Annotated in this window: 6 protein-coding genes; all 6 read left to right on the top strand. The window is 60.5% G+C overall.

Annotated elements, in window-relative coordinates:
- Genes ACH13J_RS07300 through ACH13J_RS07325 form a run of 6 tightly spaced genes read left to right on the top strand, consistent with a single transcriptional unit; the run spans position 1 to position 13242 of the window.
- Positions 1 to 603 carry a DUF1788 domain-containing protein gene (locus ACH13J_RS07300; RefSeq protein WP_397542664.1) on the top strand — a complete coding sequence of 201 codons (603 nt, stop codon included), beginning with the start codon at positions 1 to 3 and terminating at the stop codon, positions 601 to 603.
- A gap of 4 nt (positions 604 to 607) precedes the next feature.
- Complete coding sequence (gene brxC / locus ACH13J_RS07305; RefSeq protein ID WP_397542665.1) at positions 608 to 4123, top strand: BREX system P-loop protein BrxC; 3516 nt, start codon at positions 608 to 610, stop codon at positions 4121 to 4123.
- Positions 4123 to 7620, top strand: a complete 3498-nt coding sequence (gene pglX / locus ACH13J_RS07310; RefSeq protein WP_397542670.1) for a BREX-1 system adenine-specific DNA-methyltransferase PglX — start codon at positions 4123 to 4125, stop codon at positions 7618 to 7620. Before brxC ends, pglX begins: the two co-directional genes overlap by 1 nt.
- Entirely contained in the window at positions 7617 to 10112 is a 2496-nt protein-coding gene (gene pglZ / locus ACH13J_RS07315) for a BREX-1 system phosphatase PglZ type A (protein ID WP_397542666.1), read from the top strand. Before pglX ends, pglZ begins: the two co-directional genes overlap by 4 nt.
- 8 nt (positions 10113 to 10120) lie before the next feature.
- Positions 10121 to 12220 (top strand): BREX system Lon protease-like protein BrxL, encoded by a 2100-nt coding sequence (brxL, locus tag ACH13J_RS07320; RefSeq protein ID WP_397542667.1) that lies wholly within the window; start codon positions 10121 to 10123, stop codon positions 12218 to 12220.
- Complete coding sequence (locus ACH13J_RS07325) at positions 12217 to 13242, top strand: DUF4236 domain-containing protein (RefSeq protein ID WP_397542668.1); 1026 nt, start codon at positions 12217 to 12219, stop codon at positions 13240 to 13242. Before brxL ends, ACH13J_RS07325 begins: the two co-directional genes overlap by 4 nt.
- Positions 13243 to 13575 lie beyond the last annotated feature (333 nt).

A 13575-nucleotide genomic window follows, 5' to 3' on the forward strand; every position in this document is an offset into this window, starting at 1 on the left:
GTGAAGAGAGTGTTCAACAGAAAGGACCAGGCGGAGCATCTCTACCGGGTCGTGACCAGCGAAAGGTTTCTCAGAAAACAGGGGCTGGGCAACGAGGTGCCATTCTTCATCTGTCCGTTTCCGGCAGAGTTCGCGGTCGGAGTGGAGGACGACCGCCGGGACCTCGTGACCCGGGCCGAACATGCCGGCGTGAGAGTGCTGGATCTCAGCCTCTACGATTTGGCCATCGAGATCCTTCGTGAACGCGACATCCTAGATCAGATCATCGAGGTGGAACAGACCACCGAGAAGTCTGAACTCAAAGAGCTGCTCCAGGGGGTGCTAGACCCGCATGCGCACCTGATCCCAAAAATCGGCGCCGCGATCGAGGCGAGCCCGCACGACGTGATCTTCCTGTCCGGCGTGGGTGAGGTCTACCCGTATATCCGGTCGCACAACGTACTGAACAACCTGCAGAGCACGGCCAAAGACGCCCCGACAGTCCTGTTTTTCCCTGGCAGCTACACGCATGAACTCGCGACAGGCGCTTCGCTCGATCTCTTCGGTCGTCTGCACGACGACAAATACTACCGCGCCTTCAACATCCTGAATTACGAGGTCTGATCCGATGACCGAGCTACTCCAAGACATTTTCGAAAAGCCGGTTGATCGCCCCATCGATGGTGTCATCAAGGCAGACGACGAGGCCAGCCTAGGCGTGGAGCTGGACGAGTATGTCATTACCGATGAGATCGCCCGGCGGCTGGAAGACTTCCTGCATGCGTACAACAACTACGACACATCGAACGGCGTCTGGATCTCGGGCTTTTTCGGATCGGGCAAATCGCATCTTCTGAAGATGCTGGCCCTCGTGCTGGAAAACCGCGAGCTGGATGGGCGCCGAGCTGCCGACATCTTCGGTGATAAGCTGAAAGACCAGCCTATGTTGAGCGGGGCGCTGCAAAAGGCTGTCTCAATCCCGTCCCGGTCAATCCTGTTCAATATCGACCAGAAGGCCGATGTCATCTCCAAGACCGATGTCGACGCGCTACTTTCGGTGTTCCAGAAGGTTTTCGACGAGTCCTGCGGGTTCTACGGCAAGCAACCGCATATCGCGCAGTTCGAGAGGGACCTTCACGGGCGCGGCTTATTGAGCGCCTTCCGCGACGCGTTCGAGGCAGCTGCCGGGAAGCCCTGGGAACGTGGCCGGGAACAGGCTTTGCTGGAAGCTCCGAACATCGCGAGTGCCTTCGCGCAGGTCACCGGGGGCGATCCGGCCGACGCCAAGGACATCCTCACTCAGTATCGCAAGGATACGCGTGTCTCGATCGAGGATTTTGCCGGAACAGTGAAAGATTGGATTGATCAGCAAGAACCGAATTTCCGGCTGAATTTCTTCGTCGATGAGGTCGGGCAGTATATCGCCGACAACGTCAAGCTCATGACAAACCTGCAGACGATCGCGGAGAGCCTGAACACGAAATGCAAAGGCCAAGCTTGGATCATCGTTACCGCGCAGCAGGAAATGTCCTCGGTCATCGGAGATCTCACCCAGCGGCAGGAGAACGACTTTTCGAAGATCCAGGCGCGTTTCAGCAACCGGATCCCGTTGAACTCCGCCGATGTGGCAGAGGTCATCCAGAAACGTCTCCTCGCCAAGACCGACAGGGGAGCGGTGACCCTCGGGAACCTGCACGATCGCGAGGAGAACAATCTCAAGACGCTGTTCGATTTTGCTGACGGGTCGATCAAGCTCAAGAACTATCGAGATCGCGATCACTTCATCTCCAGCTATCCGTTCCCGCCCTATCAATACACGCTGTTCCAGATGGCCATCACTGGACTGTCGCAGCACAACGCATTTGAGGGGCGGCACAGCTCTGTGGGGGAGCGGTCGATGTTGGGCGTTTTCCAGCAGGTGGCCAAAGAACTCAAGGAGCAGCCGATCGGCGGGCTAGCGACCTTCGATCTGATGTTTGAAGGGATCCGGTCGGCACTGAAATCATCAGTGCAGCAGAGCATCCAGATTGCTGAGCAGAACCTCGACGATCCTTTTGCAGTTCGCGTTTTGAAGGTCCTGTTCCTTCTAAAATACGTGAAGGAATTCAAGCCGTCCGTTCGCAATATAAGCGTTCTGCTCCTTTCGGAGTTCGACGCGGATCTGGTCAAGCAAAAGCGCCAGATCGAGGAGGCTTTGGGCGTTCTGGAGCGCAACACGCTGATCCAGCGCAATGGCGACGTATATGAGTTCCTGACGAACGAGGAAAAGGACGTCGAAGCCGAGATCAAGGGGCTCGACGTTGATCCGTCAGAGGTCTCAAAAGAACTCGAAACACTCGCATTCGACACGGTCCTGCGTCACCGCAAGATCAAGCACCTGGCCACCGGGAGCGACTATCCGTTCACTCGCAAGCTGGATGATCATGCTGTTGGGCGGGAGTACGAGTTGTCGATCAACCTAATCTCTCCGTTCAGCGATGAAGTTGATCACGCTGAAGCAGTGCGGATGAAGAGTATGTCCCACGAGGAGCTGGTCATTCTGATGAAAGCGGATGCGACCTTCGTGCGGGACCTCATTCTCTACAAGCAGACCGACAAATTCATACGCCAAGCGCGCAGCGGCTCGCCCCAGCCCGGGCGCGATCGTATCGTGGCGGAAAAAGGGGAACAGAACGCGCGCCGGGCGAAAGACCTCGAAATGCGACTGCGCAAACTCATGGGCGCCGCGCGGATGTTCGTGCGCGGGGATGAGCTGGATATCGGCGGTGAGGATGCGCAGGATCGGATCCTCAAGGCGTTCCAAAGCCTTGTCGACAAGGTTTATACCAACCTGCCGATGCTGCGCAGTGTCAGCTATACCGAGGCGGACATCAACAAGGCCGTCCAAGCGGAAAGCGGGCTGTTCGGCGAGGATGGCGGCGGCGTGAATGAGGCCGAACAGGATGTGCTCAGCTTCATCAACGCGCAGGCGCGCAACGGCGTGAAGGTCTCGGCGAAATACCTGACCGAGCGCTTCACCATGAAACCCTATGGCTGGCCAATAACGGCGGTGCTCTGTCTCGCCGGCAGCCTGGTCGCAAAGGGCAAGATCGAGGCGCGGGTCGACAGCACAGTGACCGAAGGTCTCGATCTGGCCAAGGCGCTCTCCAACAGCCATGCATTGCCCAATATCCTGCTCACCCCGCAGGCCGAGTTCAGTGCCGCCCAGATCCGCAAGGCGAAAGATCTCTATCAAGAACTCTTCTCGAAGCCCGCCGGGGGCACCGATGCGCGCAGCATCGGCGCCGAGTGGGCGGCGAGTGTCGATGAGCTGGAGGCCGAGGTCGATGACCTCACGCGCCAGAAACACGACTACCCCTTCATGACGGCGCTGGAGACATTCCGCGACCGGCTCAAGGCCATGAAGGGCAAACCCGCGGTGTGGTACATCACCGAGCCGGCAAAGGCCGAGGATGAACTTCTGGACGCCAGGGAGGACGTCTACGACAAGATCAAGTCCTTCATGGCCGGCGCGCAGAAAGGCATCTACGACGATGCGCGGGGCACGCTCACGCGGCAGGGCGCGAACCTCGACTATGTCGATGCCGAGGCGGCACAGGCCCTGCGCAGCGTGCTGAACGATCCAGAGTGCTACAAGGGCACCGCGATCCAGTTGCTCAAGACCGATCTCTATGAGCTGAAGACCAAGGTCGATCACAAGGTCCTCGAGGAACGCAAGGCCGTCGAGACGGCGGTGGACGAGGTCGCGGCCAAGGTCACCCAGATGGCGGAGTTCCAGGCGCTGCCAGAGGCGAGCCAGCAACAGATCACCGCGCGGATCGCGTCCCGTAAGACGGGGTTGGACCGGGTCGACCTCATCCCTGTCCTGCGCGACAGGTCCAACGACATCCGCAACAATCTGTTGGCGGAGGTCATCGGCGAGATCGACCGGATGAACCGCCCCGCGCCTCGCCCCACGCCGAGCGGCGTCAACGAGGCCCCCGGCCCGGCCCCGCAGCCGCCCAGCTACGTCAATGCCTCACAGGTCAAGGTGACGTTCGCCAAGCCGTACCTGGCCGACGACGCGGACGTGGACGCCTATGTCGAAGAACTCAAGAAGACCCTGCTGGCCGAGATCCACGCGGGCAAGAAAGTGATCGTGTGATGGACACCAACGCGCTCAAATCCTTCGCGCAGGCGGCGCGGAACCTGCTCATCGATCAGGTCACCTCGAAGCTCGATCTCGTTCTGGCCGAGGGCGCGCCGGCGCGCCGCGAACACCCACGGGCCGTGAAGGATCTGGAAAACGCCATCCGTCGCGACGGACGCAGCCAGGTCATCGAAAAGGTCGCCTACACCTGGTTCAACCGCTTCACCGCCCTGCGCTTCATGGATGCGAATGGCTACACGCAGGTGCGGGTGGTCTCCCCGGCCGACGGCGCCACCCGGCCCGAGATCCTGACCGAGGCGTTGGCCGGCAACATCCCCGAAGGCGCGCCGGGCGGCATCGCGGCGCTGCTGGACGGGCGCACGCCGTCGAGCGATCCGCAGGGCGAGGCCTACCGCCTCCTGCTCGTCCACGCCTGCAACGGCTGGCACAAGCACATGCCGTTCCTGTTCGAGAAGATCGACGACTACACCGAACTCCTGATGCCCGAGGATCTGCTGTCGCAATCCTCAATCCTGGCCGAGCTGCGCCGCGTGATGACGGATGACGCCTGTAGGGACGTCGAGATCATCGGCTGGCTCTACCAGTTCTACATCTCGGAGAAGAAGGATCAGGTCTTCGCGGGGCTTAAGAAGAACCAGAAGATCACGGCCGAGAACATCCCGGCCGCTACCCAGCTTTTCACCCCGCACTGGATCGTCCGCTACCTGGTCGAGAACTCGCTGGGCCGCCTGTGGCTGCTGAACCGGCCGGGGTCGAAGCTGGCGGAGCGGATGGACTACTACATCGCGCCGGAAGCGCCCGAGACGGACTTCCTGAAGATCGGCAAGCCGGAAGAGATCAAGGTCTGCGATCCGGCCTGCGGGTCGGGGCATATGCTGACCTATGCCTTTGACCTGCTCTACGCGATCTATGAGGAAGAGGGGTATGAGGCCGACAGGATCCCCGCGCTGATCCTGAAGCACAACCTGACAGGGGTGGAGATCGACGACCGCGCCGGGGCGCTGGCCGCCTTTGCGCTGGCGATGAAGGCGGCGGCGCGGCTGGGGCGGCGGCGGTTCCTGCGTATGGAGGCGAAGCCCGACATCTGCGTGTTGCAGGATGTGAGCTTTACCCCTGCCGAGATGCAAGACGTGGCCGCCGTGGTGGGCAAGGATCTGTTCACCGATGAGCTGCGCCAGACGCTGGGGCAGTTCGAGCAGGCCAAGAACTTCGGCTCGCTGATCGTGCCGAAACTGCGCGATCCGGCAGAGACGCTGCGGGTGGCGCAGGCGCGGGATTTCGGCAGCGACCTGCTGCTGAAGGAAGTGCAGGAGCGCGTCATCGCCGTGCTGCGCATGGCCGAGGCGCTGTCGCCGAAGTATCACGTAGTGGTGGCCAACCCGCCGTATGCTGGCGCAAGCGGTCTGAATCCAGCACTCAAGTCGTGGACGGCTGCAAACTTTCCCTCGGCCAAGGCGGACCTCTTCGCCATGTTCATGGTCCGCGGAATGAGCCTCTGTCGCGATCTCGGCGTGTTGTCGATGATTAACATGCAGTCTTGGATGTTTCTTTCTGCTTTCGGGAAACTTCGTTCTGATCTTCTGAGTAGCGCGACAATCCTCTCACTTGCTCACGTTGGTGAGCGAGGTTTCGACTCCATAGGTGGCTCGGTGGTTTCGACGGTAGCTTTTGTTGCGCGGAAAGGGGCGGATAGCTCTTTCGTTGGAGATTTCATTCGGCTTGTGGACGGCCGCAACGAACGTGAAAAAATGGAGGCACTGAAACGAGCCTCTATTGATGGGAAGTACCGGGTGCCCTCTACCGCTTTCAACTCTATTCCCGGCAGCCCGATCTCTTATTGGTCAACCCCTGAAGCGCTTCAGACCTTCGCGGCGCACGCCCCACTCGCCGACAAAGTGGATACAAGGATCGGCCTGATTACCGGCGATAACAGCCGGTACATTAGAAATTGGTCAGAAGTTTCGTTCTCAAATGTTGGCATCGGCTTGGACAGGAAATCTGCCTCGACCAGTGGGAAAAAATGGTTCCCTCAGTCTAAGGGCGGCGAGTATCGCAAATGGTATGGCAACCATGATACTCTTCTTGACTGGTCGAATGATGGGCATGAGTTGCAATCCCGAATGCACTCCTCAGGAACGCGCACACTGGCTCACAATTTCAATCTGGACAAAGTCTTTCGTGGTGCAGCGACTTGGACGAAGATCTCTACAGGCCCAATCTCCGCTCGCATTCAGCCAGATGGCTTTCTGTTCAATGACGCCTCAGCAAATGCTTTTTCAGCGGGCAACACATCAGAAGCGGCTGTTGTGGGGTTACTTTGCTCGAAGATTACAACCTGCCTGCTGCCGCTCGTGAATCCCACGCTCAACTATCTTCCTGGCACGATTGGTGCTTTGCCCGCTGCCCTCTCCCTTGAAAAAGGCTCACTGGCTGAACTCCGAGCAAACGCACTCATTTCGATAGCCAAATCCGACTGGGACGCCTGCGAAACCTCCTGGGATTTCACCTCGCTCCCGCTGCTCTCGCCCGATCATAGGGCCGGGACGCTGGAGGCCACCTATGCCCGCCTGCGCGCCCACTGGCAGGGCATGACGGATGAGATGCAGCGGCTTGAGGAAGAGAACAACCGCATCTTCATCGACGCCTATGGCTTGGCTGACGAGCTGACCCCCGAGGTGCCGATCGAGGAGATCACCCTCACCTGCAACCCCGCCTATCGCTATGGCGTGAAGGGCTCCGAAGAGGACCGCGAAAAGCGCCTCCTCGCCGACACCATGGCCGAGTTCCTCAGCTACGCCGTGGGCTGCATGTTCGGCCGCTACAGCCTCGACGCGCCGGGCCTGATCCTCGCCAATCAGGGCGAGCGGCTGGAGGATTACCTCGCCCGCGTGCCGAACCCGAGCTTCATGCCTGATGCCGACAACGTCATCCCTGTGCTCGACGAGAACTGGTTCCCCGACGACATCGTCGAACGCTTCCGCCTGTTCCTGCGCACCACCTTCGGCGAGGCGCATTTCCGCGCGAACCTGAAGTTCATCGAGGATTCCCTGGGCAAGGACATCCGCAAATACTTCACCCGCGACTTCTACGCGGCCCATGTCCAGCGCTACAAGAAACGCCCGATCTACTGGATGTTCTCCAGCCCCAAGGGGACCTTCAACGCGCTTATCTACATGCACCGCTACCGGCCCGACACGGTGTCGGTCCTGCTCAACGACTACCTGCGCGAGTTCATCACCAAGCTGGAGGGCGAGCGCACGCGGCTGGACAAGCTCGCCGACGATCCGACCGCCACGCAAGGCCAGCGCACCAAGGCGGTGAGGGAGGCGGGCAGGCTCGCCACCCAGATCGACGAGCTGCACGAATGGGAGCGCGAGGTCGTCTTCCCGCTGGCTCAGCAGAAGATCGAGATCGACCTCGATGACGGGGTAAAGGCGAACTATCCGAAGTTCGGCACGGCCCTGAAGAAGATCCCGGGGTTGAGCAAATGAGCGACCGGATCGCCAACGGACTGAAGCGCCTGTTCGAGGAGCACCGGATCGTCTTCTGGTACGATGCCGCGCGCGACATGCGGAGCGCGTTCGAGGCGTTGGATCTGGACGGGGTCGAGAAGGTCGAGATCGCCAACAACGAGTTCGGGCTGAAATACCGGATGCTGCGGCAGGAGCCGAAGCAGCGGTTCCTGGCGTTCCACGAGGGCCCGGAGCCGGAGATGACCGACAACTGGCTGCTGGACCTGCAGCTGGCCCATGCGGTGTTCAAGGCGGACCAGGCGGCGATCTGGCTGGCCGAGCTGGGGCTCCCTGCCCAGTTCGAGGATGTCGTGCGCGACCACATGGAGTTCTACCGCTCCAGGCACCGGATCGAGCATCTCAAGCGGCTGATCACGCCGTCGGACACGAAGACGGATGTGCTGCGCCGGATGCTGGCCGTCTGCGCCGGCGCCGATGGCGCGCTGGACACCGTGATCGAGGAGTTGCTGGGCGAACTGGCCGATGGCCGCGACGACGCGATGCGCCTGATGGAGCGGGCCGGGCTATCCGAGTTCTTCTGGAAGCAGGTCGAGAACGCCTATGGCTATGCGCCCGACGAGCCCGATTTCGAGGACTTCGCGATCACCCTGTTCCAGTCGGCCTACCACCGCGCGCTGGAGGAGGATGGTGCGCTCAATCCGGAAGCGCTGCTGGTCTTCCGCCGCTGGAAAAACAACCGCCACTGGGGCGAGGCCTTCGAGACGCTGAGCAAGCGGTATCAGGACATCCTGAAGATCCCCGAGGATCTGGCAAACCGCGAGGTTCGCGCCCTCCATGGCGTAGATCATTTCGAAGAGATCGACCGCCACGTGATCCGCTCGCTGGTTTCGGCGATGGCGGAACAGACGGTGAGTTCGGCGGATGTGCTCAAGACCGTCCGCGCGCGTCGGCAGAGCCACTGGTACGGGACCTATGCGGATATCTACCAGGCGATCGGCTATGCCACCGAGTTCCAGCAGGCTCTGGCCGAGGCGAACCTTGGGATGACCAGCCCCGAGGAGGGCGTGCAGCGATATGTGGTGAGCTGGTACAAGCTCGATCAGCTCTACCGGAAGTTCATCTACCACATGCAGAAGAGCGGGCAGGCATCGCTCTTGGGCGCGCTCTTCGAGAGCGTCGAGAACAGGTACACGACCAGCTTCCTGCTGACGGTGAATGACGCGTGGCAAGACCAGGTGGCGCGGCTGTCCGAGTGGGCTGTGCCAGGATTTCCCCGGCAGGTCGATTTCTACCGAGAACAGGTGGCAGACTTCCGACGGCGCGATCAGAAGGTCGTTGTGATCATTTCCGACGCCCTGCGCTACGAGGTGGCCGAGGAGTGCCTGCGCGAGATCCGCAAGCTGAACCGGTTCGACGCGGAGTTGAAACCGATTATCGGGGCGCTGCCGAGTTACACGCAGTTGGGCATGGCGGCGCTGCTGCCCAACAAGGACCTGACCCTGTCAGAGGATTCCAGCGTCTCCTCATTCGGTGAGCCGACCCAAGGCACCGTGAACCGGGAAAAGGTGCTCGGCCGCGGCCGCGAAAAGGATCGTGTGAAAGCCATGAAGGCCGACGCCTTCATGGCGCTGAAGGCGGATGACGGAAAACAGATCTTCCGCGACCACGACGTGCTCTATCTGTACCACAACCGCATAGACGCAATGGGTGACAAACTCGCCACCGAGGAGCGGCTGCCCGAGGCAGCGGAAGACGCGATCGAGGACCTGACCAAGCTTGTCCGGAAGCTAACCACTGCGAACTTCTCGAACATCCTGATCACGGCCGACCACGGGTTTCTCTACCAGCACAGGGCGCTCGACGATGCTGAGTATTCTGTCGCCGATCCAACCGGCGCGGAAATCCTGGTCAAGAACCGCAGGTTCGTGATCGGTCGAGCACTCAACGAGACAGCGGGGATGAAGCTGTTCCGGACCAATGACCTGGGGCTGTCCGGAGACGTCGACATTCTGATCCCGAACTCGATCAACCGAATGCGGGTCAAGGGGGCTGGGAGCCGCTTCGTCCACGGAGGCGCAACCCTTCAGGAAACCATCGTGCCGGTGCTACGCGTTGGCAAACAGCGCGAGGCTGATATCGGCAAGGTGGAGGTCCAGATAATCGTGCCGGGCCGGAGCCTGATCTCATCGGGGCAGACTGCCGTCACATTCTATCAGGCGCAGCCCGTCTCGGAAAAGTTGCACCAACGTGAGCTGTCTGCCGGAATTTTCGCCATGGATGGCACCCTAATCTCAGACGAGCACGATCTGGTTTTCGACTTCGCGTCCGACAACCCGCGTGAAAGGGAGCAACCTTTCAAGTTCCTGCTGTCCCGCGAGGCCGACAACTTCAACAACCAGGACGTTTTCCTGAAGCTGCGAGAGCGTGTCGGCAAGACCCGGCATTTCGAGGACTACGCCAGCCACCGGTTCCAGCTGCGGCGCGGAATTACAACGGATTTCGATTTCTGAGAGGCGGGATGGGCACGTTAGACGAAAAAATCAACACGGAGTTTGCGGGCTATGTTGTCCGCAAGGACCTCGTGAAGGCCGTCAAGGGCAACGCCATCGTTCCCACCTATGTACTCGAGTATCTGCTGGGCCAGTACTGTGCGACCGATGACGAGACATCAATCTCGACCGGCATCGAGACCGTCAAGGACATCCTGCGCAAGCACTACGTGCATCGCAACGAAGCCGGCCTGATCCAGTCCACAATCAAGGAGAAGGGGCGTTACAAGGTCATCGACCAGATCAGTGTGAGCCTGAATGAGAAGACCGACAGCTACGAGGCTACTTTCGACAATCTCGGGATAAAGAAAGTTGCGGTGGATAGCGGCACCGTAAAGGCACATCCCAAGCTCCTCGTGACCGGGGTCTGGTGCATCGCCGACGTCCAGTACGAGTTCTCCGAAGACGCCCGCACCGCGCCTTGGATCCTCGACGCGATCAAGCCCATCCAGATCGCCAAGGTGGACTACGAAGGATACAAGGAAGCCCGCGGACGATTCACCAAGGATGAGTGGATCGACCTTCTCATGCAGTCGATCGGCCTCAACCCCGAGGCGTTCGGTCGGCGCAGCAAGCTCCTGCAGCTTATGCGCCTGATCCCCTTTGTGGAGCGAAACTACAATATCATCGAGCTCGGCCCCAAGGGAACGGGCAAGTCCCATATCTATTCAGAGTTCTCGCCGCATGGTCAGTTGATCTCAGGGGGAGAAGTCACGGTTCCAAAACTGTTCGTGAACAATTCAAATGGCCGGATCGGCCTCGTGGGATACTGGGATGTCGTTGCGTTCGACGAATTCGCCGGCCGTGAAAAAAAGGCGAACAAGGCTCTTGTCGACATCATGAAAAACTACATGGCCAACAAGACCTTCTCCCGAGGCGTCAGTCCAATGGGGGCCGAGGCCAGTTTCGCCTTCGTGGGCAATACCGATCACAACGTGCCCTTCATGCTGAAGAACAGCGACCTGTTCGAGGCTCTCCCTGCCCAGTTCCATGACTCGGCCTTCATCGACCGTCTCCATGCCTACCTTCCCGGGTGGGAAGTTGATGTTATCCGCGGTGAAATGTTCACTTCGAACTTCGGGTTCATCGTGGACTATCTCGCTGAAATTCTTCGCAATCTTCGGCAGGAGGATTTCTCGAACCGAGCGCGCGCGCATTTCGAGTTCGGTAAGGGAATTTCAGAACGAGATGAAACAGCCGTCAGCAAGACGGTGTCCGGCCTTCTGAAGCTGATATTCCCGAACGGAGGGGAAACCCCTGATGAGGTCGAGGAACTTCTGCGACTTGCAATGGAATGCCGCAAGCGGGTGAAGGATCAACTCTTCCGGATCGATCCGACTTATCCGCCGGTGGAGTTCTACTTTCGGGGACCTGACGGCCAGAAAACGCATGTCCGAACAGTCGAGGAGGATGAGTTTCCACAGTTCTATCAACTTAAGCCAGCTCAAGATCCGAAACAGCAGACACAGTCGGACGAGAGGGGAGATCCCGTTGTGGTCGAGCCTGACGATGAGGAGGTCATCGAGACTACCGGTGTTACTGCAGTGGTGCCCGGTTCTAAGCCAGAAGAAGGTCACCACGTTTTCTCCGAAAATCGAAAAGGGGTCAGCTATGACAAGCTGTTCGGCCCGTACATCGATGGCGCGACCCGTATTGTCGTAACCGATCCATACATTCGAATTTTTTATCAGATCCGAAACATGATGGAATTTGTCGAAATGGTCATCCGGCGCAAGGCGCCAGAGGATCAGGTAGCCGTTCACTTGGTGACTGGCCCAGATGACGGCAACCTTATACGGCAGCGGGAACTTCTCGATAGTATCACGGAAGCCTGCACAGGAACCGGCGTCGAGTTCACCTGGGCATTCGACAACAGCGGCTCAGCCCATGCCCGGGACATTGTCACCGATACGGGCTGGAAGATCGTACTTGATCGTGGGCTCGATATTTTCCAGCCACCAGTGAAGCGGGACGGGTTCAACCTTGGTGATCGGCTTCAAGAGCATCGTATGGTCAAGAACTTCTACGTGACGTATGTGCCCATAACGACAGCCGACGGTGCGGCGTGAGTTTCCGTTTCTGGCGCCGCATCCGCCTCGCCCCGGGCGTCACCCTGAACCTGTCGAAGTCGACGGCCTCGCTGTCTATCGGGCCGCAGGGCGCGAAATACACCATCAGCCCGCGCGGCAATCGGGCGACGGCAGGGCTTACCGGGACGGGGTTGTTCTATACCGTTCATGATCGCAAGCGGGCGGGCCGCGGCGGCGCGGCCCCTGCACCAGAGGTGGCGGCGCAGGACCGGTTGACCCTTGGGTTCTTCCAGCGGCTTTTCACCCCGGCGGACGAGAAACGCTTCGTCGACGGCCTTCGCGCGCTGAACGAGGGCGATCAGGAGGCGGCGCTGGCGGCGCTCGAGGAGGCGCGCGATCTGCCTGATGCGGCCTGGATGGCTGGGCTGATCCGGCTGCGCTGTGAGGAGTTCGGCGCTGCCAAGGCCCATTTTGACCATGCTCTGGATCGGCTCGCCGATCTCGGCGCGCTGTTCGAGAAATACGAGATCGCCGCGCAAGCCAGTCTGCCGATCACCGAGGATATCTTCGCCCACATCCTTCCGCGCGAACGCGGCACACGGCTGGCCCTGCTGGAGATCGCGCAGATCGAGGGCCGCCATGACGACGCCATGGCGCATGTCGAGCGGCTGATGGACCTCGACCCGACCGATCCGGTGGTGCTCCTGTCCTTCGTGGAACTCGCGCTCGACACGCCCGATGATCGGGCCCTCATGGACCGGGTGGTGCGCGCCACGGTGCATGTGGAGAACGAGACCCCGGTCGACACGGCGATCCTGCTCTATCGCGGCCGTGCGCTCGACGCGTTGGGGCTGCCCGATGCCGCCATCGACGTGTTCACGCTGGCCAACCGCCGCCGCAAGGACCGGCCCGACGGGCTCTTGCATCAGGTCCGCTACGACCGGGCGGTGCTCTACCATGAAACCGGCCAGCGCGCCCGCGCGCGCCGGCAGTTCGAGCGCATCTATGCAGCCGATCCGGGGTTCGAGGATGTGGCCGAACGGCTTGGCGTGGGGGGATAACGATCGCCGCCTTGGCGCTGGACCGGCCAGACAGTTGTGCAGCCTGGCGGCAGAGGCTCAGACCCTCAAAGGCAGTGCCGTCAGACGATCTTCACGCCCCGGAACGAGGGCGAAGTAGCGGCCCGGGGCACGGAGAGGCGTGGAAATCCCGCGACCCGCGCCGCTCCCGCCCCGCGCACGAAAAAGGCCCCCCGGCGCGAGCCGAGGGACCAGTCGTTGCGGTGAGCGTTTCAGGGCCGGTCACGAGATCGCCGCCCGGTCGGTCACGCGCCGCCAGTCGGTGCCATCCGAAAAGGCCAGCACCGCGCCCCCGGCCTCGTCCGACACGAAGAT

It is taken from the genome of Roseovarius salis, assembly GCF_044472985.1.
In the GTDB taxonomy this organism is placed as follows: domain Bacteria; phylum Pseudomonadota; class Alphaproteobacteria; order Rhodobacterales; family Rhodobacteraceae; genus Roseovarius; species Roseovarius salis.

Coding starts and splice junctions, on each gene's coding strand:
- brxC (WP_397542665.1), top strand. CDS start 608: ATGACCGAGCTACTCCAAGACATTTTCGAAAAGCCGGTTGATCGCCCC.
- pglX (WP_397542670.1), top strand. CDS start 4,123: ATGGACACCAACGCGCTCAAATCCTTCGCGCAGGCGGCGCGGAACCTG.
- pglZ (WP_397542666.1), top strand. CDS start 7,617: ATGAGCGACCGGATCGCCAACGGACTGAAGCGCCTGTTCGAGGAGCAC.
- brxL (WP_397542667.1), top strand. CDS start 10,121: ATGGGCACGTTAGACGAAAAAATCAACACGGAGTTTGCGGGCTATGTT.